The sequence below is a fragment of the Balneolaceae bacterium genome (genome assembly GCA_034521445.1).
Classification (GTDB): Bacteria; Bacteroidota; Rhodothermia; order Balneolales; family Balneolaceae; genus JAXHMM01.
The window spans coordinates 443,158-466,881 of sequence record JAXHMM010000005.1 but is presented as its reverse complement, the minus strand read 5'-3'; the positions used below and the strand labels follow the sequence as shown (position 1 = coordinate 466,881).

At 59.1% G+C, this 23,724-nt stretch carries 13 protein-coding genes; 9 read left to right on the top strand and 4 right to left on the bottom strand.

What is annotated here, in order from left to right:
* Positions 1–32 precede the first annotated feature (32 nt).
* Positions 33–4,481 carry a DNA-directed RNA polymerase subunit beta' gene (gene rpoC, locus U5K31_06080; protein ID MDZ7772296.1) on the top strand — a complete coding sequence of 1,483 codons (4,449 nt, stop codon included), beginning with the start codon at positions 33–35 and terminating at the stop codon, positions 4,479–4,481.
* 187 nt (positions 4,482–4,668) lie between these two features.
* Here rpoC and U5K31_06075 read toward each other — a convergent pair whose 3' ends face one another.
* Complete coding sequence (locus U5K31_06075; protein MDZ7772295.1) at positions 4,669–4,908, bottom strand: Arc family DNA-binding protein; 240 nt, start codon at positions 4,906–4,908, stop codon at positions 4,669–4,671.
* 154 nt (positions 4,909–5,062) lie between these two features.
* Here U5K31_06075 and U5K31_06070 point away from each other — a divergent pair, with 154 nt between their 5' ends.
* The 8 genes from U5K31_06070 to U5K31_06035 all read left to right on the top strand — a co-directional run bounded on the left by U5K31_06070 (position 5,063) and on the right by U5K31_06035 (position 16,823).
* Positions 5,063–5,461 (top strand): helix-turn-helix domain-containing protein, encoded by a 399-nt coding sequence (locus U5K31_06070; GenBank protein ID MDZ7772294.1) that lies wholly within the window; start codon positions 5,063–5,065, stop codon positions 5,459–5,461.
* Positions 5,462–5,575: 114 nt separating this feature from the next.
* Positions 5,576–6,193: a hypothetical protein gene (locus U5K31_06065; GenBank protein MDZ7772293.1), complete on the top strand. Its 618-nt coding sequence runs from the start codon at positions 5,576–5,578 to the stop codon at positions 6,191–6,193.
* 409 nt (positions 6,194–6,602) lie between these two features.
* Positions 6,603–7,721 (top strand): 6-bladed beta-propeller, encoded by a 1,119-nt coding sequence (locus U5K31_06060; protein MDZ7772292.1) that lies wholly within the window; start codon positions 6,603–6,605, stop codon positions 7,719–7,721.
* 98 nt (positions 7,722–7,819) lie between these two features.
* Entirely contained in the window at positions 7,820–9,871 is a 2,052-nt protein-coding gene (locus tag U5K31_06055; GenBank protein ID MDZ7772291.1) for a GWxTD domain-containing protein, read from the top strand.
* Between the two features lie 101 nt (positions 9,872–9,972).
* The gene (locus U5K31_06050) at positions 9,973–12,015 is read left to right on the top strand and encodes a GWxTD domain-containing protein (protein MDZ7772290.1); all 2,043 of its coding nucleotides are present in this window, start codon (positions 9,973–9,975) and stop codon (positions 12,013–12,015) included.
* A 101-nt stretch (positions 12,016–12,116) separates the two neighbouring features.
* Entirely contained in the window at positions 12,117–14,156 is a 2,040-nt protein-coding gene (locus U5K31_06045) for a GWxTD domain-containing protein (GenBank protein MDZ7772289.1), read from the top strand.
* 288 nt (positions 14,157–14,444) lie between these two features.
* Positions 14,445–14,534, top strand: coding sequence for a toxin-antitoxin system HicB family antitoxin (locus U5K31_06040; GenBank protein MDZ7772288.1), 90 nt, complete (start codon positions 14,445–14,447; stop codon positions 14,532–14,534).
* Positions 14,535–14,783: 249 nt separating this feature from the next.
* Positions 14,784–16,823, top strand: coding sequence for a GWxTD domain-containing protein (locus U5K31_06035; protein ID MDZ7772287.1), 2,040 nt, complete (start codon positions 14,784–14,786; stop codon positions 16,821–16,823).
* Here U5K31_06035 and U5K31_06030 read toward each other — a convergent pair.
* From U5K31_06030 to U5K31_06020, 3 genes are all read right to left on the bottom strand, one after another.
* The gene (locus U5K31_06030) at positions 16,820–17,149 is read right to left on the bottom strand and encodes a YtxH domain-containing protein (GenBank protein MDZ7772286.1); all 330 of its coding nucleotides are present in this window, start codon (positions 17,147–17,149) and stop codon (positions 16,820–16,822) included. The two genes, U5K31_06035 and U5K31_06030, sit on opposite strands and share 4 nt — an antisense overlap.
* Positions 17,150–17,283: 134 nt before the next feature.
* Entirely contained in the window at positions 17,284–20,373 is a 3,090-nt protein-coding gene (locus U5K31_06025) for an efflux RND transporter permease subunit (protein ID MDZ7772285.1), read from the bottom strand.
* Positions 20,374–20,406: 33 nt separating this feature from the next.
* A complete protein-coding gene (locus tag U5K31_06020) occupies positions 20,407–23,700 on the bottom strand; it encodes an efflux RND transporter permease subunit (GenBank protein MDZ7772284.1) in 3,294 nt (1,097 codons plus the stop codon).
* Between the last annotated feature and the right edge of the window lie 24 nt (positions 23,701–23,724).

The window sequence follows — 23,724 nt, the reverse complement described above, 5'->3', positions numbered from 1 at the left end:
CTGTTAAATAAAGTCAATTCGGAGGTACTTCCTTGCCGACTACCAACACCTTAACAGTTTCCAAAGACTTCGATAACATCGGGATCTCCCTGGCTTCGCCGGAGACGATCCTCTCCCGTTCCCACGGCGAAGTCCTGACCCCCGAGACTATCAACTACCGCACCTTCAAACCGGAGATGGACGGTCTTTTCTGCGAAAAGATCTTCGGTCCGGTGAAGGACTACGAGTGCCACTGCGGCAAATACAAGCGGATCCGCTACAAGGGGATCATCTGCGACCGGTGCGGCGTGGAGGTTACCCGCAAGGCGGTGCGCCGCGAGCGGATGGGACACATCTCCCTGACCGTGCCCGTGGTGCACATCTGGTACTTCAAGTCCCTGCCCAACAAGATCGCCTACCTGCTGGGCTACTCCTCCAAGAACCTGGAGAAGATCGTCTACTACGAGACCTACGTGATTACCCGCCCGGGCATGACGCGCGATCTGGGCTACAAGCGCGGGGACCTCGTTTCCGAGGAGGAGTACTACGACCTGCTCGACCAGCTCCCCGAGGAGCACTACGAGCTGGACGACGAGGACGAGGACAAATTCGTCGCCAAGGAGGGCGCCGAGGCGATGGAGGACCTGCTCTCCAACCTGGAGCTGGACTCCCTGGCCTACCGCCTGCGCTACGAGGTGCGCAACGAGACCTCGCAGATGCGCAAGAAGAAAAAGCTGAAGCGCCTGCAGGTTATTGAATCCTTCCGCGCGGCCAACAAGCATACGGAGAACCGACCCGAATGGATGATCCAGCGGGTCATTCCCGTCATCCCGCCCGAACTTCGTCCCCTGGTGCCCCTGGAGGGCGGACGCTTCGCCACCTCCGACCTGAACGACCTCTACCGCCGGGTGATCATCCGCAACAACCGCCTGAAGCGCCTGATAGACATTAAAGCGCCTGACGTGATCCTGCGCAACGAGAAGCGCATGCTGCAGGAGGCGGTGGACTCGCTCTACGACAACTCCCGCAAGTCCAACGCGGTGCGCAACAACAACCGGCCGCTGAAATCCCTCAGTGACATGCTGAAGGGCAAGAGCGGACGCTTCCGCCAGAACCTGCTCGGCAAGCGCGTGGACTACTCCGGCCGCTCGGTGATTGTAGTCGGCCCCGAACTTGACATGCACGAGTGCGGCCTCCCCAAGGAGATGGCCGTGGAGCTGTACAAGCCCTTTATCATCCGCCGCCTCATTGAGCGCGGCTACGTGAAGACGGTCAAAAGCGCCAAGAAGGTGGTGGACCGCCGCGACCAGGTGGTCTGGGAGGTGCTCGAAAACGTGATCGACGGGCATCCCATTATGCTGAACCGCGCGCCCACCCTCCACAGGCTGGGCATCCAGGCCTACCAGCCGGTGCTCATCGAGGAGAAGGCCATCCGGCTGCACCCGCTCTCGTGTACCGCCTTTAACGCCGACTTCGACGGCGACCAGATGGCCGTCCACTTGCCCTTGAGCCATGACGCCATCCTGGAGGCCTCCGTGCTCATGCTGGGCTCCCATAACATTCTGAGTCCTGCCAGCGGCGGTCCGATCGCCGTGCCCTCGCAGGACATGGTCCTGGGCATCTACTACCTGACGAAGATGGCCAACGACAAGCGCGGCGAGGGCAAGACCTTCGCCAATACCGACGAGGTGCTGGTGGCCTATGACCAGGGTCGCATCGACGTGCACGCCAAGATCAACGTGCGCATCTCCCACACCAACGAGGAGGGGGAGACCGAATACGAAATCATCAAAACCACCACCGGGCGCGTACTCTTCAACGAGATCTGTCCCCCGGAAATCGAATTCAAGAACAAAACCCTCGGCAAGAAGGAGCTCCGCAAGGTTATTGCGGACATCCACGCCGCCGTGGGTACGGCCCGCACCTCCGTATTCCTGGACGAGATGAAGACCCTCGGCTTTGAGAAAGCCACCACCGGGGGACTCTCCTTCAACCTGGAGGATATCGTCATCCCGGACGAGAAGATGCAGCTTATCGAAAAGGCCCAGGGCGAGGTGTCCGAGATTACGGAGCGCTACGAGATGGGCTTCATCACCGACAACGAGCGCTACAACCAGGTGATCGACAAGTGGACCAGCACCACCAACCGCGTCTCCGAGACGCTCTTCAGCGAGCTCACCAACGACCGGGCGGGCTTCAACCCGGTGTTCATGATGGCCGACTCCGGCGCACGGGGCTCCAAGGAGCAGATCCGCCAGCTGGGCGGCATGCGCGGCCTGATGGCCAAGCCCCAGAAGAGCTCCATGCAGTCGGGCAACGAGGTCATCGAGAACCCCATCCTCTCCTCCTTCAAGGAGGGGCTGACCGTGCTGGAGTACTTCATCTCTACTCACGGCGCCCGGAAAGGCCTGGCCGATACGGCCCTCAAAACGGCCGACGCCGGATACCTGACCCGCCGCCTGGTGGACGTCTCCCAGGACATCATCATTAACGAAAACGACTGCGGCACCCTGCGGGGCATCAAGATGAAGGCCCTGAAGGACAACGAGGACGTGATCGAAAGCCTTGAGGACCGCATCCTCGGGCGCGTCTCGCTGCACGACATCTACGATCCCATCAGCGACGAGCTGATCTGCGAGGCCAACGAGCTCATCGACGAAAAAGTGGCCAAAAAGATCGCCGAAACCTCCATCGAGGAGGTGGAGATCCGCTCCGTGCTGACCTGCGAAACCGAGCGGGGCGTATGCTCCATGTGCTACGGACGCGACCTCTCCCGCGGCACCATGGTGCAGGTGGGCGAGGCCGTGGGCGTTATCGCCGCGCAGTCCATCGGCGAGCCCGGCACTCAGCTTACGCTGCGTACCTTCCACGTGGGTGGAACCGCCTCCCGCATGGAATCCGAGTCGCAGCACAAGGCCAAATTTGAAGGCAAGGTGCAATTCGAAAACGTCCGCGTCGTGGAATACGATGACGGGGAGGAGATCCACAACGTGATACTCAGCCGCGCCGGCGAAATCAAGATTGTCGACGAAGAGGGCAAGGTGCTCACTACCTATAACGTGCCCTACGGCTCCGAGCTGCTCGTGGAAGAAGGCGACGAGGTTCCAAAGGGCGTGCCCCTCTGCAAGTGGGACCCCTACAACGCCAACATCTACTCCGAAATAGACGGCAAGGTCGAGTACAAGGATATCATGGAGGATATTACCTTCTCCGAGGAGACCGACTCCCAGACCGGTCACCGCGAGAAGGTGATTATCGATTCCAAGGACCGTTCGCTGGTGCCCACCCTGCTGGTGAAAGGCGACGACGACCGGGTCCGCGAGAAAACCCTGCCCGTCGAGACCCACATCGTGGTGGATGACGGCGAGGAGGTCAGCGCCGGACAGGTGCTGGCCAAGATCCCGCGCCAGACTGGCAAGTCGAAGGACATTACCGCCGGCCTGCCCCGCGTGACCGAACTCTTCGAGGCGCGCTCGCCCAACGAACCCGCCGCGGTGTCCGAGATCGACGGCATCGTCCGCATGGGTGGCCGTAAGCGCGGCAAGCAGGAGGTCTTTGTCGAGAGCAAGGACGGCACAGACGAGAAGAAGTATCTCATCTCGCTCTCCAAGCACATCCTGGTGCAGGAGAACGACTACGTAACGGCCGGCCAGCAGCTCTCCGACGGAACCATCCCGGCCGAGGAGATCCTCAACATCCTGGGTCCCTACGCGGTGCAGTCGTACCTGGTGAACGAAATCCAGGAGGTCTACCGCCTGCAGGGCGTGCAGATCAACGACAAGCACATCGAGGTGATCGTGCGCACCATGATGCAGAAGGTGGAAGTCACCGATCCGGGCGACACCATGTTCCTGGAAGGGGACAAGGTGGACCGCTTCGAGCTGAACAACCGCAACGATGAGCTTATCGGCAAGTTCGTGGTCACCGATCCCGGCGGATCCGACCTGAAACAGGGCGCCATCCTGGACCGCCGCGAGGTACGTGATGCCAACAACGAGCTGATCAAGGAAGGTGAGGCGGAGCTTGAGACCCGCGAGGCCGAACCGGCCATTTCCAAACCCATCCTGCTGGGCATCACCCGCGCGGCCCTCTCCACCGAGAGCTGGCTGTCGGCGGCCTCCTTCCAGGAGACCACCAAGGTGCTTACCCAGGCGGCCATCGAAGCCAAGAAGGACCACCTGCAGGGACTCAAGGAGAACGTCGTCGTCGGACACAAGGTGCCTGCCGGCTCCGGTCTCCGCAAGTACGACGACCTTATCGTGGGCTCTAAAAAAGACCTCGACGAAGAGGAGCAGGAAGTGGCCAAAATCTTCGAAGAACTCAGCGCCGGCAAAGACGCCGAGGGCAACGGGGAAGGCTCCGGGGAGGCCGAGGAAGCAGCCGCCAAGGCCGAAGACACCGCAGCCGAAGAGGAGGAAGCCGAGGCCGAGGAATCCGGAGACGGAGAGGCCGACGAAGCCGAAACCGAGAAAGCCGCCGAAACCGAAGAGGACGACTCCTAGGCTTCAGATTACAACGCAACTTTACGAAAAGCCTCCCGGTTATCGCCGGGAGGCTTAATTTTCTAGAAACTGCCCGGGGGACCGGGCGATGTCGGGAAATAGTTTTACCAATTGGGTATCGTTGGTAACCAGGGGGATCCCCAGCTCTTCTTCCAGAATGGCGCCAAGATACTGGCATCCGCCACGATCATGCGCGTCCCTCCTCAATGGCTTTTCTGATCTCTTCCGCAGATAGACTTCCCCTGGCAATCGCACGAGCCCTCCGTGCCTGTTGGCGAATGGTTTCTGGAGTAGGTCTGGTAGAAGTGACGCTCTTTACCAGGCAGGCGATGATTTCGCTGTTGATGCTCCGGTGATGAGCGGCAGCTTGTTCCTTCACCTTCCCGTAGATATCTTCAGGTATATTTTTGACAGTTATGCTGGGCATGTGTGTCGGTTTGTATCGTATTTCAAATATTTGCATTAGCCCCCCCCTCGTGTAAATTGTACATATATAGTAGGCGTTTTCCAAGAGAACGTACATGTAAGCACCAGAACGCCGCTCTTTGCAAGGGATATAACCAATGTGCAAGAGGCTGACCATGGGCGAGAAGAACATTAAGCAATCCATCGAGATCCTGGAAAATGATTTGTCGACTATCCGCGGGGTAAGTACGTGGGCCGAAGAATGCGGATATGAAAATCCCAAGAACTTTTACCGGCACTTTATAAAGCGGTATCAACTCCCTCCCAAAAAAGCGCACCTGCAAATAAAGATGAAACGGGCCCTGCATCTTTTAAAGGAGTATCCCGACAAAAAGTGTCATTTTGTTGCCATCGAAATCGGCCATAGCGGACAAAACAGTCTGAACGCGTTTTTGAACAATCAAATTAGGATGAGTCCCCGCGCCTATCGCAGCCTGAACACTCATACCCGGCAACAAGTATATGAGGAGTGGAAACAGAAAGTGGATATTCTGAAATCGAGAGCGAAAGAATAACTAATCTGTTTGATGTAGTAATTCATCGGAGTAAAAATAGGTACTAAAATAAATTGACAGCACGGGTTGCGGGGAATAGCTTGATTGTAGAAGCTTATCAAGGCTCCCTCGCTCATGCAAAAGCTCTTTTATTATACCGGAATCACACTCCTGTTGGGATTCGCCGCCTACTTCCTGGGATTGACGGTGATCGAAATCCAAAACCAGCGCGAGCATCGGCAACGGGAAACGCAACTGGAGGAGATCACGACCCGGAAGATCCCTATAGAACCTGCCGGCCTGTTCGAAGAGTTGGAGCCCTACCGGCCGGAAGCTGACCGTTCACGCTACAATTTAGATGATTCGGACTACCTGGCCCTTTTACTGGTCAACTCCAAGGTTTGCACCCCCTGCATCAATGAAGTACATGAGTACATCAGTCTGCTCCAAGAGCGGGAAGACGTCGCCATTCAGCCCGTAGTCATTGTAGGAGAGTCGGATGCGGCAGCCGCCGCTCGGTTTCTGGAGATTGCTGCATACGATGTGCCCTCCCGCATAGGCAGAAATAGCCAGATTGACAGGATAGCCACCTTTCAGGGGCAGGAACTACCGACCTACCAAATGCTGGTGTTCGCTGACCTGCATGCCCGGGAGGTAGTCCATCGAAGTTACCTGGCTACCCGAATAACCAGCGTAGGATCAAAGATGAGCACCATCAATGAAGCAATAGGAGCCACTCCAAATACCAACTAACCAAAATCGAGGTACCGCTATGAAAACTAGAAAACGACTAATCAGACTGGCCGTTGCACTCTGTATATGTGCTGCGTCATTTATCAGTTACAACACCGTCAATGCATATGGTGAGGAGGATTGCTACGTCTGCTTATACCCAAACGAGCCTGGCTTTTCATGTTCAACTCTAACTGAGGCGGGTACAGCTGGGTGTATGGTTATTAGACATGAAGTTGATGGCAACGTGTGGTATGAATGTATGCCATTCGGTCCTGAGTGTGATTGCATCCAGCCTCCAAGCGGGCCCCAAATACCGTGTGAGGTGTAGTATACTATGGGCATCCCGTGTACAGTCACGGGAAGCCCATAATTCATGCGTTTTCATTAATTTCTTTTCAGAATGAGACCAAGCTGTATATATTTTATTGTGATATTTGCAGTTGTTGCAGGCTGCAGTAGTGGCGTGGAACACGATAATCGAAAAGTGAATGAAACGATAGTATATCCCGAAGTTGAAGTGGCGATTGATAGTGAAGGGACTATTGATGGTATAAGAAGACCATTGGGGGTCATTCATGAGTTACGGATTGATGAAAACAAAAATATGTATATTTCTGATAAGTCCAGATTAACGATACACAAGTTTGACAGCACGGGTACATTTATTAGGGGCATTGGAAGTCGTGGCAGAGGGGCAGGGGAATTTATGGATGTCAATGACTTCCAAATCATTCAGGCAGCGGACGGCGAGTACCAACTAATGGTAGTAGATGGGATCAATCGCATTATATCTACCTTTACTCCGGAGGGGGAGGTCGGTAATTCATACTATCCGATAAGTCCTGTATTTCCACGGGGAAATTTCTTGCCGGTACTTGGTAACAATGAAACCAGGTATCTTTTCTTATATAAACTGTACGATGAAGCTGAGGATAGTGACTGTCTGTTCCATCTTTATAACTCTGAATATCAAAAGATTAGTTGCTTCGGCAGCTATGAGAATTTGAAGTATAGTTCATCTGTTGATTTTAACTATCTGTCGCAAGGCAAGCCGGGGCACTTTGTATTTGATGATGAGCAGAACTTGTATCTTACTCCCTTTCTCTATGCCGGAACCCTTTACAGGTACAAGTATCTGCCGGAAGATGGGACCTGGATATTTGACACTGAGATCGAGGGATATCAGGCGCTGCAAATTGACCCTTTAAGGGAAAAAGAAGAACCGTTTAATTATCAGTTGTCCTATCGTGGTCAAACATTATTTGGGAGAATTATAAATAGGAGTCTTGGATTATTCAGGAAAGAAAATAGGACGTATCATTTTGTCAGTTATACCAATAATGGAGATACAAATATTGGATTAGAAATATTTGATACTAACGATAAATTGGTATCATTTGCAACCATCCCCTCATTGGTTGAGAATGATAGCGATTCAATTACCTTAAATAGAGTATTGGCTCTTGATAAAACAGGTCATTTTTATTTTGTGGGAGAAGATAGTACCATGCAGAAGGTATACCGAGCGTCTTTGACACTTGATTAAATTTGTTAATGGTCATGGACACTTGTTGAATAATATGGACACCGGTTCGAAATATTACTGGTAACATATATCCCCTGTCATAACGAAATAACAGTATTATGACTGTTTTTCTCATTGTCCTCCTTCTTACCTTCACGCATGCTCCCGGAACCACGTTGCCGGATCCCCCTACCGCGCAGCAACTCTTCGAAGAAGGCCTGGAGGCCGAAGAGCGCGGCGACTACAAGGAGGCCCTGGACATTTGGCTTTCGGCCAAGGTGGAGCTGGACCACCCGAGCCTGCGGGTGGGCCGCAACTACATACGCCTGGCCACCGAGCAGGGGATGGAGGACTACTACCAGGCCGCCTCGGCGATGTACCAGTGGGGACTATCCGGGGAGGACGTAACCTTCCAAAAAGAGCATGTCATGGCCGAGCTGGCCTACCTGGAGCCGCTGCTGGGCGAAGATCAGCAAGCCGAGTGGAACCGGCTGCTGGAAGACAATGACCCGGCGCTGCTGGAGCGGATGACCCGGTGGTGGAGCTCGGTAGACCCGACGCCGGCCACGCCCTACAATGAGCGGCTGGTGGAGCACTGGCAGCGCATTGCCTACGCCCGCGAGCACTACACGAGAGGGGACGGCAGCGTCTACGGCACCGACGACCGGGGGGTGGCCTACGTGCGCTACGGGGAGCCCGAGCGCAAATTTGCCGACACGTTTAGTATTTCAGGTCAGGACGCCTCACGTTTGACCAATCAACTCTTAGTGGCTTGGAATCGTCCCCCAAATGAAACCTTTGCGCGTGCTATGGAGAACGCGGTACGGCAGCTTTTCATCCCCCCGCCCCGCTATGAGGTATGGATTTATGAGGGTCAATACCTGGGCACGCAGGATAACATGCTTCAACTCTTTGGAGAGGTACAGGGCGGTTCCTTTCAGCAGATATCGGCGCTGGATGAGCTTATACCAAATTCCGCGTTTACTCTTACTTCAAGACATGCTTACCAAGGACTGTTTGGGTCAACCGATTTAAGAATCAATCCAGCTATGCTCCTGCAGCAAATGATATATAAAGAAGTAGCATCTATGGATCCCATATTTGCTCGAGATTTTATGCAGCTTGACCAAAAATTGCACAAATACAATGGGGTTGGTCTGCCACCGGGGCCTGGCAAGCACTACCCCCAAATCGCCCAGCAGCGCCATGTGCATGATGCACGCGAGCGCGCAAAAGAGGCCCCCGAGGAGGCCTCCACGATTACCAAGGACCTGGGCGATATCCCCCTGGAGGTCCACCAGTACCGGCTGCTGGGCGAGGCCGGCGGGCCGGTCTTTGCCACCTTCCTTGAGAGCCGCCCGCAGCAGCGGTTCCTGGAGGATCTTGCGGCCAACCAGGATTCGATGTTTGCCGGACTGAGCGACTCGGCCCAGGTGCGTGCCATGCTAGGCAGCTACCAGCTGTTCCACGGCGTGCGCCTGCAGGGACCCGACGGGCGCACCCTCTCGGGCACCCGCTACCGGCCGACGCTGCGGATCGACGGGTCGGACATGCAGGTGGCCAGCGGCTCGGCCTTTACCATTCCCTTTGCCGGCGACAGCGCCGAACAGGTGTTCTACGCCGAGCTGCACAATCGCAACCCCAAAAGCGCGCCCCAGGTGGAGACGCCCTTCCCGGATCATCTGCGGGGCCTGGGGCGGCTGACCGTCCCCCAGCCGGAGCCGCTGGACCCGGACCCCTCGAAGCTGCAGATGGGCGACCTGATCCTGGGCTACGCCCTGAAGGACAGCGCCTCTGCCGGGAGTTTCCTGCCCTTCGTGGTAGCGAATGACAAGCAGATCCCCGAAGGCCAGGAGCTGGCCCTGCACGTGGAGGTGTATCACCTGCAAGAAAATGCGGAAGGCATCCGCGACTTCAGCCTGGACTACGAAATCCGCCCGGTCAACTTCCTGGGGTGGACCCGGGAGCGGCAGGATCAGCTCAGCCTGACCCTGAACTTCGAGCAGGCCGAGGCCCGCTTCACCGAGGATCTGTCGATCAAGGCGGCGGGACTTGAGCCGGGCCGCTATGTGCTGCGCATGCGGGCCACCGACCATACCGGTGGGCAGGAGGCCAACCGGGAAATAGAGTTTGAGGTGGTGGAGGCCGAGGAATCCGGGCAGGCTAATTAGTAGTCCTTTCCCCGGTTATCCTTATGATTTATCTAAGGATACTGGAAATTAGCCGGCAGCTTTTGTATGATACTATCCTACTCATAAAGAAACCATTTCTCATGGTAGTCCTACTCATTGCCCTCCTTCTTCCCTTTACTCCTGTTTCCACGGCCACTGGGCCAGATCCCCCCACCGCGCAGCAACTCTTCGAAGAAGGCCTGGAGGCCGAAGAGCGCGGCGACTACAAGGAGGCCCTGGACATTTGGCTTTCGGCCAAGGTGGAGCTGGACCACCCGAGCCTGCGGGTGGGCCGCAACTACATCCGCCTGGCCACCGAGCAGGGGATGGAGGACTACTACCAGGCCGCCTCGGCGATGTACCAGTGGGGACTATCCGGGGAGGACGTAACCTTCCAAAAAGAGCATGTCATGGCCGAGCTGGCCTACCTGGAGCCGCTGCTGGGCGAAGATCAGCAAGCCGAGTGGAACCGGCTGCTGGAAGACAATGACCCGGCGCTGCTGGAGCGGATGACCCGGTGGTGGAGCTCGGTAGACCCGACGCCGGCCACGCCCTACAATGAGCGGCTGGTGGAGCACTGGCAGCGCATTGCCTACGCCCGCGAGCACTACACGAGAGGGGACGGCAGCGTCTACGGCACCGACGACCGGGGGGTGGCCTACGTGCGCTACGGGGAGCCCGAGCGCAAATTTGCCGACACGTTTAGTATTTCAGGTCAGGACGCCTCAAGTTTGACCAATCAATTGTTGGCTGCTTGGGGCATGGGGGGAGGCTATTCTTTTGCCCGTGCCATGAAGAATGCGGTACGGCAGCTTTTCATCCCCCCACCCCGCTACGAGGTATGGGTGTACGAGGGTCAATACCTGGGCACGCGGGATAACGTGCTTCAACTCTTTGGAGAGGTACAGGGCGGTCCCTTTCGGCAGGTGTCGACGCTGGATGAGCTCATCCCGAACTCTGCGTTTACCCTCTCTTCCCGATTTGCCTACCAGGGAATGGGCGGGGCCGTCGACTACCCCATCAACCCGGCCATGTTGTTGCAGTATCTAGTGTACAGGGAGATGATCGGAATGGATCCCATCTTGTCCCGAAACTTCAGCCGGTTGGATAGAGAGCTATTCCGATACAATGGGGGTAACCCTCCGGGCAAGCACTACCCCCAAATCGCCCAGCAGCGCCATGTGCATGATGCACGCGAGCGCGCAAAAGAGGCCCCCGAGGAGGCCTCCACGATTACCAAGGACCTGGGCGATATCCCCCTGGAGGTCCACCAGTACCGGCTGCTGGGCGAGGCCGGCGGGCCGGTCTTTGCCACCTTCCTTGAGAGCCGCCCGCAGCAGCGGTTCCTGGAGGATCTTGCGGCCAACCAGGATTCGATGTTTGCCGGACTGAGCGACTCGGCCCAGGTGCGTGCCATGCTAGGCAGCTACCAGCTGTTCCACGGCGTGCGCCTGCAGGGACCCGACGGGCGCACGCTCTCGGGCACCCGCTACCGGCCGCCCCTGCGGATCGACGGGTCGGACATGCAGGTGGCCAGCGGCTCGGCCTTTACCATTCCCTTTGCCGGCGACAGCGCCGAACAGGTGTTCTACGCCGAGCTGCACAATCGCAACCCCAAAAGCGCGCCCCAGGTGGAGACGCCCTTCCCGGATCATCTGCGGGGCCTGGGGCGGCTGACCGTCCCCCAGCCGGAGCCGCTGGACCCGGACCCCTCGAAGCTGCAGATGGGCGACCTGATCCTGGGCTACGCCCTGAAGGACAGCGCCTCTGCCGGGAGTTTCCTGCCCTTCGTGGTAGCGAATGACAAGCAGATCCCCGAAGGCCAGGAGCTGGCCCTGCACGTGGAGGTGTATCACCTGCAAGAAAATGCGGAAGGCATCCGCGACTTCAGCCTGGACTACGAAATCCGCCCGGTCAACTTCCTGGGGTGGACCCGGGAGCGGCAGGATCAGCTCAGCCTGACCCTGAACTTCGAGCAGGCCGAGGCCCGCTTCACCGAGGATCTGTCGATCAAGGCGGCGGGACTTGAGCCGGGACGGTACGTGCTGCGCATGCGGGCCACCGACCATACCGGCGGGCAGGAGGCCTACCGGGAAATAGAGTTTGAGGTGGTGGAGGCCGAGGAATCCGGGCAGGCCAATTAGTAGTCCTTTCCCCGGTTATCCTTATGATTTATCTAAGGATACTGGAAATTAGCCGGCAGCTTTTGTATGATACTATCCTACTCATAAAGAAACCATACGTCATGGTAGCCCTACTCATTGCCCTCCTCCTTTCCTTTACTCCTGTTTCCACGGCCACTGGGCCAGATCCCCCCACCGCGCAGCAACTCTTCGAAGAAGGCCTGGAGGCCGAAGAGCGCGGCGACTACAAGGAGGCCCTGGACATTTGGCTTTCGGCCAAGGTGGAGCTGGACCACCCGAGCCTGCGGGTGGGCCGCAATTACATCCGCCTGGCCACCGAGCAGGGGATGGAGGACTACTACCAGGCCGCCTCGGCGATGTACCAGTGGGGGCTATCCGGGGAGGACGTAACCTTCCAGAAAGAGCATGTCATGGCCGAGCTGGCCTACCTGGAGCCGCTGCTGGGCGATGATCGGCAGGCCGAGTGGAACCGGCTGCTGGAAGACAATGACCCGGCGCTGCTGGAGCGGATGACCCGGTGGTGGAGCTCGGTGGACCCGACGCCGGCCACGCCCTACAATGAGCGGCTGGTGGAGCACTGGCAGCGCATTGCCTACGCCCGCGAGCACTACACGAGAGGGGACGGCAGCGTCTACGGCACCGACGACCGGGGGGTGGCCTACGTGCGCTACGGGGAGCCCGAGCGCAAATTTGCCGACACGTTTAGTATTTCAGGTCAGGACGCCTCAAGATTGACCAATGAACTGTTGACTGGCTTGGGGACATCGCCAGGTGAGCCATTTGCCCGAGCCATGAAGAATGCGGTACGGCAGCTTTTCATCCCCCCACCCCGCTACGAGGTATGGGTGTACGAGGGGCAATACCTGGGCACTCGGGATAACGTGCTTCAACTCTTTGGGGAGGTGCAGGGCGGTCCCTTTCGGCAGGTGTCGACGCTGGATGAGCTCATCCCGAACTCTGCGTTTACCCTCTCTTCCCGATTTGCCTACCAGGGAATGGGCGGGGCCGTCGACTACCCCATCAACCCGGCCATGCTATTGCAGTATCTGGTGTACCGGGACGCAGTCGGGATGGATCCCATCCTGTCCCGAAACTTCAGTCGGTTGCAACGAGAGTTATTTCGTTATAGTGGAGGGCCTCGAGGAAATCCGCCTGGCAAGCACTACCCCCAAATCGCCCAGCAGCGCCATGTGCATGATGCACGCGAGCGCGCAAAAGAGGCCCCCGAGGAGGCCTCCACGATTACCAAGGACCTGGGCGATATCCCCCTGGAGGTCCACCAGTACCGGCTGCTGGGCGAGGCCGGCGGGCCGGTCTTTGCCACCTTCCTTGAGAGCCGCCCGCAGCAGCGGTTCCTGGAGGATCTTGCGGCCAACCAGGATTCGATGTTTGCCGGACTGAGCGACTCGGCCCAGGTGCGTGCCATGCTAGGCAGCTACCAGCTGTTCCACGGCGTGCGCCTGCAGGGACCCGACGGGCGCACGCTCTCGGGCACCCGCTACCGGCCGCCCCTGCGGATCGACGGGTCGGACATGCAGGTGGCCAGCGGCTCGGCCTTTACCATTCCCTTTGCCGGCGACAGCGCCGAACAGGTGTTCTACGCCGAGCTGCACAATCGCAACCCTAAAAGCGCGCCCCAAGTGGAGACGCCCTTCCCGGAGCATCTGCGCGGGCTGGGGCGGCTGACCGTCCCCCAGCCGGAGCCGCTGGACCCGGACCCCTCGAAGCTGCAGATGGGCGACCTGATCCTGGGCTACGCCCTGAAGGACAGCGCCTCTGCCGGGAGTTTCCTGCCCTTCGTGGTAGCGAATGACAAGCAGATCCCCGAAGGCCAGGAGCTGGCCCTGCACGTGGAGGTGTATCACCTGCAAGAAAATGCGGAAGGCATCCGCGACTTCAGCCTGGACTACGAAATCCGCCCGGTCAACTTCCTGGGGTGGACCCGGGAGCGGCAGGATCAGCTCAGCCTGACCCTGAACTTCGAGCAGGCCGAGGCCCGCTTCACCGAGGATCTGTCGATCAAGGCGGCGGGACTTGAGCCGGGACGGTACGTGCTTCGCATGCGGGCCACCGACCATACCGGCGGGCAGGAGGCCTACCGGGAAATAGAGTTTGAGGTGGTGGAGGCCGAAGAGGGGTAACAGATGTTAGCACGCCTTTCTTCATCCAGTTATTGGATATAGTTATGGTATTATATGTAATACCAGTATGGAGCGGCCTCAGATTGTCCTGGATACAAATATTCTGTATGCAGCACTTCGTGCTAATCGAGGCACATTTTACAAATTGCTTTCCTTGATCAACTCCGGGAAGTTCGAAATAAATTTGTCGGTTCCTCTTCCACTTTCCAGATTAATCAATTGCTGGATTATTTGTGCAAGGAGGGTAATCTGCCTGTCTAAGCTCTATCAAATCAAAGGCAAACTCCCATGAGTACGCTAAGCCTAAGACTCCCCGACTCCCTACATAAAAAACTGAAAGAGCTTGCCGAGAAAGAAGGGGTATCCATGAATCAGTAAAATCCTGGACCAGATTAGAATGGTATTACTCGGCAGTAATTGAATCACCACACCGGATAGGCTCCAAACGTAGGCGGCCCTCCGAAGCTGTATAAGGGCCTGCATCCGCAGCACATCTATTTTCGAGAGCTCTTCCCAGGTAATGTGGAAAGGTCGGGAGAAATAAATCGAGACCATGGAAAGGATATCGTATCTTATCCTATAATAATGTATGATATACTACAAATTACGTATAGTCGTTATACTTGTATGAAAAGCTTTCTGCTCGTTGCCCTGCTGCTTGCGTGTAACCTCACAGCGCATGCTCAACAATCTCTGGACGATGACCCCTTCGAGCAGGGACTGCAGGCAGAAGAGCGGGGTGACTACGAAGAAGCGCTCACCATCTGGTTGTCGGCTAAAACCCGGCTGGACCACCCGAGCCTGCGGGTGGGCCGCAACTACATCCGCTTGGCGACCGAACAGGAGCTGGAGGACTACTACGCGGCGGCTTCGGCCATGTACCGGTGGGGGTTGTCGGGAGAGGACGTGACCCTGCAGAAAGAGCCCCTCGAGGCGGAGCTGGCCTACCTGGAACCGTTATTGGACGAGGAGCGGCGGGCCGAGTGGAACCGCCTGCTGGAGGCGGGCGACCCGGCGCTGCTTGAGCAGATGAACAGGTGGTGGGATGCCAGGGATCCAACGCCGGCTACCCCCTACAACGAGCGGCTGGTGGAACACTGGCGTCGGATTGCCTATGCCCGGGTGAACTTCACCCGGGGGGACGGGAGCGCCTATGGCACCGACGACCGGGGCATAACCTATGTGCAATACGGGGAGCCGGAGCGGAAATTTTCTGATACCTTCGGTATTTCAGGCCAGGATGCCTACAACTTGACCAACCAGCTTCTGACGGCCTGGAGGATGGACACGGACCATACCTTTGCCCGCGCCATGCAGAATGCGGTGGACCAGCTTTTTAATCCCCCGCCCCGCTACGAGGTATGGATCTACGAGGGCCGCTACCTTGATATGCGCCAGAACATGGTAAAGCTGTTCGGTGAGGTGCAAGGCGGTTCCTTCCGGCATATAACCGCACTGGACGAGCTTATTCCCAATTCCGCCTATTCCCTCACGTCTCGCTACGCCTACCAGGGAATGAGCGGTGACGTGGATTATCCCATTAATCCAGCCATGCTCCTGCAGTACCTGGTGTACCAGGAGGCGGCGGGAATAGATGCCATTCTCTCCCAGCATTACAACCAGCTGCAGTCCCGGCTGATGAAAGCCAATGGGGGCAATCCACCCGGGAAGCAGTACGCTCAGATTGCGCGGCAGGAGCATGTTCATGAGGCCCGGTCCCGCTCGAACGAGGCGCCCGGCGAGGCGTCGACCAACATCAAGGATCTGGGCGTAATTCCCTTGGAGGTACACCAGTATCGTCTGCTGGACGAGCAGAACCGGCCGGTGTTTGCCACATTTATGGAGAGCCGGCCGCAGCAGCGATTCCTGGAAGACCTCTCGGTCAACCAGGACTCTATGTTTGCCGGACTGAACGAGCAGGAGCAGATCCGCGTGATGGTCTCCAGCTACGAGCTCTATCACGGGGTCCGGCTTCTGGGATCGGACGGCCGCACGCTGTCGGGCACCCGTTACCAGCCGACCATGTCCATCGACGGGTCCGATATGCAGACCACCAGCAGTTCGGCCTTTGCGATTCCCTATGCCGGCCAGCAGGTGAGCCAGCAATTCTACGCCGAGCTTCACAACCGTCATCCGGCCAGTGCGCCCCAGTACGAAACCGCTTTTCCTAATCACATGCGGGGACTGGGCCGGTTGACCGTGCCCCAGCCGGAGCCGCTGGACCCCGACCCTTCACAGCTGCAGATGGGCGACCTGATATTCGGTTATGCTCTTTCCGACTCGGCTTCATCGGACAGTTTTCTTCCCTTTGTGGTCGCCAATGACCGACAGGTGCCGGAAGGCGAGGAGCTGGCCCTGCATGTGGAAGTGTATCATCTGCAGGCCGGAGAAGAGGGGATACGGGACTTCAGCCTGGACTACGAAATACGGCCCGTAAATTTCATGGGGTGGACCCAGGAGCGGCGAGACCAGCTGAGTCTTACGCTGAATTTCGAGCAGTTGGAATCACGGTTTACCGAAAATCTGTCCATCAAGGCCGCGGGTCTGGAGCCGGGCCGCTACGTGCTGCGGTTGCAGACGACCGACCGGGTAAGCGGGCAGCAGGTCCGACGTGAGGTGGAGTTCGAAGTTACCGAAGCCGTGGAACAGGAGTCTTCCGGGCGTTAGTTTTTAGCCTTTTCCCCGCTCTTGTTCGACTCCTTGGCCTCTTCGATGTTGCCCAGCAGGTCCTCCGCCTCCTGGATGAGGTCTTCGGCGCGCTGGCGCGCGTCCTCCACCACCTCGTCGCCTTTACGCTTGGCATCGGAGATGGCCTCCTTCTCATGGGAGAGCTTGTCGATAAGGTGGGAGAGCTCGTCCATGTAGTTGCTGAGCCGGTAGGAGATAACGTCGCGGGTGTTGCTGCCCTTGTCGGGCGCGTAGAGAAGGGCGACGACGGAGCCGATGAGGGCGCCGGAAAGCAGTCCGAGCGTAAAATCTTTTGATCTGCTCATGGTCAGGTCACTTTGGAGTTCGACGGTAGGTGATGAATCGATGCCTGTCTTGATTAAACCCTTGGTTTAACTATGGGTAAAACGTACGAATCACGCTCTATTATATGCAATTCCAGCGAATAAATTAACATTCCCTAGCTCTTTTTCTGCTCCAGGTGATCTCGTACAGCCTCCCTCCGCTTTCTGCTGATGCCCATGACGAAGGCGGGCACCACGTAGAGGGTGAGCACGGAGCCGAAGAAGAGTCCCCCGATCACTGCGCGTGCCAGGGGCGCCCAGATCTCCCCACCCTGGCCGAGTCCCAGCGCCAGGGGTATCATAGAGCAGATGGTGGTGAGGGCGGTGAGGAGGATGGGACGCATCCGCCGCTTGCAGGCTTCCATAACGTTGTTGAAGACGGAGTCTGTGTACTCGTTGTTCTTGGTATAGATATGGATGTAGTCCACGAGCACGATGCCGTTGTTGACGATGATTCCCACCAGCATGAACATGCCGATGAAGGCGGTGGCCCCGATGGGCGTGTTCAGGATCCACAGTCCCGCGAGAGCGCCAAAGAAGGCCAGGGGAATGCTGAACCAGATGATCAGGGGGTCGCGGAAGTTCTCAAAGAGCGAGGCCATGATCATGTAGGTCAGCAGCAGGGCGAAGAGGAGGGAGAACAGGATCTCGTTGATTCCCTCCTGCTCCTCGCTGGTAGCGCCGGTGAATTCGTAGCGGTAGCCCTCCGGCATTGCAATTTCGCGCTGTATGACGTCTACGATCTTCTGGCGGTATTGGGACACGTTGCCCGCCACCTCAATATTCACGTCCAGCACGGTCTGCCGGTCGCGGCGGCTGATCTCCTCCACGCCCTGCACGCTCTGGAAGGAGCCCAGGGCGCCCACGGGCACGCGGAGGCTGCCGGACTGCGCCACCTCCAGGTCGAAGAGCTCCTCGCGGCTCTGCAGTGCGTTCTCACGGGCGCGCACCATGATGGGAATCTCGCGTCCCTCCTCGCGGAAATAGCCGACTCGGGTGCCCTGCACCTGGGTCTTCAGGGCGGTGGCCACCTGCTGCAGGGAGGAGCCGATGCGGTTGATGCGCTGGCGGTCCACATGGTACTGCAGTTCCGGGGTGGGCTCGGTGCTGCCGTTGTCCACCGATATCACGCTGGTGTCGGCCATCATCACCTTCTCAATGCGGTTGGAGATAGCCTGCAGGGTCTCCACCTCGGGGCCGATAAGGCTGAGGGTCACCGTATTGCCCCCGCCGGCGAAGCCCCCGCCGCCACCTCCCCCTCCGCCGATATTCACTTCCACGCCGGGCGCGGTGAGCTGGCGGCGCAGGCGCAGGGAGAATTCGGGCGTGCTGACGTCGCGCTCGGAGATGGGCACCAGCTCCACGGAGATGTTGCCCCCGTTGGTGCGGGTGTTGAAGCCCTGCCGGCCGATGGTGGTGATGACCGTCTCCACCTCTTCCATGTCACGAATTTGTCCACTGAAGCGGCGCATGACGTCAGCCGTGCGCACCAGCTTGGTACCGGCGGGAAGTTCCACGCCCACGTTCACCTGTCCGCTGTCGCTCTGCGGGAAGAAGGCGGTCTGCAGGTTGTTGTAGATCAGGTACGACCCGCCGATGATGCCGATGACGAAGACCAGGGCCACCCACTTGCGGTACATCAGCCACTCCAGGCTGCGGTAATACCAGCCTTCGGCCTTGCGCGTGAGCCGCTTGGTCAGCCCTTCCTTCTGAAACTGTGCGTTGTTGAGCACGAGGAGGGAGAGCACCGGCACCAGCAGGATGGAGGCGAGGAAGGAGATGCTGATGGCGATGCTGATGGTGAGGGCAAACTGGCTGAAAAACTGTCCCGCCACCCCGGAGATGCCGATGATGGGCACGAAGACGCCCAGGGTGGTGAGGGTGGCGCCCAGCAGGGCTCCGATAACTTCGTTGGTGCCCTCCAGGGCGGCCTGGAAGCGGGGAAGGTTCTCCTCCAGCTTGCGCGCGATGCTTTCGGAAACCACGATGGCGTTGTCCACCAGCAGTCCCACGGCCAGGGCCAGGGCGGTGATGGTCAGGATATTGAGGGTGAGGTCGGCCCAGTACATGGCGGCAAAGCTGGCGGCCAGGGAGACCGGGATGGTGGCGCCCACCACCAGGGAGATTCGCCAGCCTCCCATAAAAACAAGCAGCACCAGGATGACCACCACCAGGGCGGCCATGGCGGTCTGGGTGAGGTTGGAGATGGAGGCCTCGATGTTGTCGCCGCTGTTGCTGAGAATTTCGAGGTTGACTCCCGGCGGGAGGTTGGCGTTGATGGTGGCCAGTTCGGCCTCCACCGCCTTGGTCACGTCGAGGGTGTTGGCGTCTGATTTCTTCTGCACCTCGACGGAGACGCTGTTGTTGCCGTTGATCTCCACCAGGGTGTTGATATCGGCGTAACCGTCCTCCACCTCGGCGACATCGCGCACCCGCACGGGCACGCCGCCCGCGGTGGTGGTGACGATGGTCTGGCGGATCTCCTCTATGTTGCGGTACATCGACTGGGCGCGCACGCTGTAGCTCTGCCGGCCGGAGACGATGTTGCCGATGGGCTGCTGCACGTTGTTGGAGCGCAGGGCCGATTCCAGTTCGGAGGGCATCATATTGTACTGGGCGAGGGACATGGGGTCTACGTTCACGTAGATCTGCCGCTGCAGTCCGCCGCGTGTGTCGGCGGAGGCCACCCCGGGGATGCGCTCCAGGCGGGGCTCGATGAACTCCACCCCCAGGTTGCGCAGTTCGTCCAGTCCCCGGTTGGGGGCGTCCATGCTGAGCCTCATGATGGGGAACATCTCGGGATCGAACTGGAAAATCACCGGCTCGGAGGCTTCGGTGGGCAGTTCGCTGCGCACCCGGTTCATCTCCTCTCGCACCTTCAGTTCGGTGCGGCGCATGTCGACCCCGCTTTTGAGCTCCATGATGATGAAGGCGTTGCCTTTGCTGACGTTGGCCCGCAGCTCCTCGATGCCCTGCACGCCGGCCAGGGCCCCCTCGATGGGTTCCACCACCAGGCGGGTCATGTCCTCGGGCGCCACGTTGCCGTAGCCGGTGCTGACGGCCAGGATGGGAATGTTCAGGGAGGGCTGCAGCGTCACCTTCAGGTTGGTGAGCGAAAAGATGCCGAACCCGGTAAAGATAAGGGTGATCATGATCACCGAGATCGGGCGCCTGAGGATCTGTCCGGCGAGGCTGAATTTTTTCATGGCTGGGTTCGTGCGGGTCGTGTTGCGGTTCGGCTATTCACCTGCGGGCTGTGTTTCGGGTTCGCCGCCCAGCTGCAGGGGGTCGATCTTGTGCACGGCGTCGAAGCCGAAGTTTTCCACCATGCGGTTGACCACGTTGTAGAGGCAGGGCACCACAAAGAGCATGAGCAGGGTGGAGGCGGTAAGTCCCCCGATGACTGTTCGGGCCATGGGACTCCACGTCTCCGAGCCGGAGCCCAGCTCCAGGGCCAGGGGCACCATGCAGAGCACGGTGGTGAAGGCGGTCATGAGAATGGGACGAAGCCTGCGCGTGGCCCCGCGGACGATGGCCTCGTGGCGGCCGAAGTCACGGGCCTGCAGGATCTTGATGTAGTCAATCATCACGATGCCGTTGTTCACCACGATGCCCGCCAGCAGGATGAGTCCCACCATCGCGGTCACGCTCACGGCAGTGCCGGTGATCCAGAGCATCAGCAGCACGCCGGTGAGGGCCAGCGGAATGGTGAGAATGATAATAAAGGGTTCCACCAGGCTTTCGAACTGCGAGGCCATGACCATGTAGGTGAGGATGCTGGCAATCATGAAGGCCAGGGCCAGGTACCCGAAGGAGGCGGCCTGGTCTTCCGCCGTGCCGGCCACCTCGTAGCGGTAGCCCTCGGGCCAGTTGATCTGGCCGAGCTGCGCGCGTACCTGATCGGAGGCGTTTTTGAGATCCATGCCGGCCAGCTCGGCGCGCACCTCGGTGACCCGCTCCTGGTTGATGCGGATGATGTTGGTGGGACCGCTGTAGCGCTCGATGCGGGCCAGGCTGCTCAGGGGCACCCAGTTACCGTCGGGCGTCTGGATTTGAAGGTTGCGCAGGTCGGTCGTGGAGGTCTTGTCCATGCGGTCCAGCTGCACCAGCACTTCAAACTCGATGCCGCGGTCCACGTAGGTGGTGGCCAGGTTGCCCTGCACGGCGTTGCCCAGGGCGCTGGCTACCTGCGAGGTGTTCATGCCCAGGCGGGAAATACGCTCGCGGTCCATGGTAACCCGCAGCTCGGGGCGCCCCTCATCGGAGGAGCTGAAAACGTTGACGATGCCGTCGATTCCGCGCAGTTCGCCCTGCACGGCGTTGGCGAGTTCGGTCCGCTGCTGCTGTTCAAAGCCGTAGACCTGCACGATGAGCCCGTTCTGGGAGTCGGGCGTCAGCGGGTCGTTGCGCACCTGCTGAATATCGGCTCCCGGCACCGACTCCAGCTCCGTCAGCAGGGCGGAGGTGATCTGCTGCTGAGATCGCTGGCGTTCTGCCTGCGGCACCAGCTCGATACGCACGGAGCCCTGGTACCCGCCGGGGTTTTCGGCCCCCTCGATACCCTCCCGGTCGCCGTAGTCGGAGACCACCAGGCGGGCCTCGGGCACATTGCGGTCGACAATGTCCTCCACCTGCGAGATGGTGCGCTCCAGCTCGAGCAGGCTCACGCCCGGCTCGCGCTGCACTTCAAGCGTAAATCCGTTCTCGTCCACTTGCGGGAAAAACTCCCCGCCGAGGAATAGATAGAGGGGCGCGGTGACGGCGAAGAGCAGCACAGCCGCGGCAATCACGGTGCCGCTGCGGTCCACCAGTCCGTCGATGGTCTTGCGGTACCAGGCCTCCATGCGGTCGAGCCATCCGCCCAGCGCCGGGGCGATGGTCTTGTTGAAGAGGTTGCCGATGCCCCGGCCGGTCTTGTAGAGCACCCACCAGAGGGGGTAGACGATGGCTCCGAGCAGCAGCAGGGGAGCGGCGGCCAGGCGTTTCCAGGTCGAACCGCGGCTCCAGCGCAGCAGCGACTTCAAGTAGTTGTAGTCAGTTCCGGAGATCTCCGAGCGGCGCTCCAGGATCTGCGAGCTCATCATGGGGATGAGCGAGAGGGCCACGATGGAGGAGACGGCCAGGGCGAAGGAGACCGTGAGGGCCAGGTCGCGGAAAAGGAAGCCCGCGATGCCCGGCACGAAGAGGATGGGCAGGAAGACCACCAGGGTGGTGAGGGTGGAGATCACGACCGGTACGGCCACCTCCTGGGCGCCCCATACGGACGCCGTGCGCTTGTCCTCGCCCTCCTCGCGGAATCGAAAGATATTTTCAAGAACCACCACGGCGTCGTCCACCACCAGTCCCACCGCCAGGGTGAGTCCGCTGAGCGAAATGATGTTCAGGCTCAGGTCGGCCCAGTCCATGATGCTGAAGGTGGCGATGATGGATACCGGTATGGAGATGGCGATGATGAGGGCCGAACGGCCGTTGCGCAGGAAGGCCAGCAGGATGAGCACCACCAGCAACACGGCCTGCAGGCCGGTCCACAGCAGGTTGCTGATGGAGAGTTCGATAAAGTTGGCCTCGTTGGTGAGCACCTCCAGACTCACGTCGTCGGGGAGCTGGCTCTCCAGCTCGGCGATGCTCTCCTCCACGTTGCCGGCGGCGGTCACCACGTTGGCGTCGCTCTGCCGGTAGACGTTGACGATCACGCCCTCCTGCCCGGCCACGTGCACGCCGCCGATGGGCTGCGCCACCCCGTCCTCCACGGTGGCTACGTCCTGCAGCCTCAGCGTCTGACCGTCGCGCACGGCGATGACGGTGTTGCGGATCTGCTCGACATTCTGGAACTCCCCGATGGTGCGCAGGGAGTAGATGGTGCGCCCCTCCACCAGCTCGCCGGCGGGCACCTGCACGTTTTCCTGGGCGAGGGTGTTGGCGAGGGAGGAGATGCTCAGATCGTGCGCCCGCATCTGCTCGTTGCTGATTTCGATATTGATCTGCCGTTCGTAGCCGCCCGCGGTGGTGGTGGAGGCGATGCCCGGGATGCGCTCCAGGTGCTGCTCCACGTCCTGCCGGGAGATGGTGCGCAGCTCGCGCGGGCTGCGGATGTCGGAGGTGAGGGTGAGCACCATGATGGGCTCCTGGTTGGGATCGTAGGAGTATACGATGGGCTGCTCGGCCTGGTCGGGGATGGTGCGCCGCACCATGTCGAGCTGCTTGCGCACGTCCGATTCGGCCCGGTAGAGGTCGGTGCCCCAGTCGAAGTGCAGCTTCACCACAGAGGTGCCCTGGCTGGACTGCGAGCGCACCTTGCGCACCCCGCTGATGCTGCCCACGTTTTCCTCGATGGGACGCGTGATGAGGGTTTCAATGTCGCCCGGCGCCACCCCCTCGTAGGTGGTGTAGACCGTGACGGTGGGGAAATTTACGTTGGGGTAGAGGTTCAGCCGCAGGTTCGACAGGCCGAAGAGGCCGAAGCCGATCACAATCAGCGCGGTCATCAGGAAGGTGACCGGCCGTTCTACCGCTTTTTTGGCAAGTGCTTTCATAAAGAAATTTGTACTTCGTTGTTC

Coding starts and splice junctions, on each gene's coding strand:
- U5K31_06030 (MDZ7772286.1), bottom strand. CDS start 17,149: ATGAGCAGATCAAAAGATTTTACGCTCGGACTGCTTTCCGGCGCCCTC.
- U5K31_06055 (MDZ7772291.1), top strand. CDS start 7,820: ATGACTGTTTTTCTCATTGTCCTCCTTCTTACCTTCACGCATGCTCCC.
- U5K31_06050 (MDZ7772290.1), top strand. CDS start 9,973: ATGGTAGTCCTACTCATTGCCCTCCTTCTTCCCTTTACTCCTGTTTCC.
- U5K31_06020 (MDZ7772284.1), bottom strand. CDS start 23,700: ATGAAAGCACTTGCCAAAAAAGCGGTAGAACGGCCGGTCACCTTCCTG.
- U5K31_06075 (MDZ7772295.1), bottom strand. CDS start 4,908: ATGCCCAGCATAACTGTCAAAAATATACCTGAAGATATCTACGGGAAG.
- U5K31_06045 (MDZ7772289.1), top strand. CDS start 12,117: ATGGTAGCCCTACTCATTGCCCTCCTCCTTTCCTTTACTCCTGTTTCC.
- U5K31_06040 (MDZ7772288.1), top strand. CDS start 14,445: ATGAGTACGCTAAGCCTAAGACTCCCCGACTCCCTACATAAAAAACTG.
- U5K31_06070 (MDZ7772294.1), top strand. CDS start 5,063: ATGGGCGAGAAGAACATTAAGCAATCCATCGAGATCCTGGAAAATGAT.
- U5K31_06065 (MDZ7772293.1), top strand. CDS start 5,576: ATGCAAAAGCTCTTTTATTATACCGGAATCACACTCCTGTTGGGATTC.
- U5K31_06025 (MDZ7772285.1), bottom strand. CDS start 20,373: ATGAAAAAATTCAGCCTCGCCGGACAGATCCTCAGGCGCCCGATCTCG.
- U5K31_06035 (MDZ7772287.1), top strand. CDS start 14,784: ATGAAAAGCTTTCTGCTCGTTGCCCTGCTGCTTGCGTGTAACCTCACA.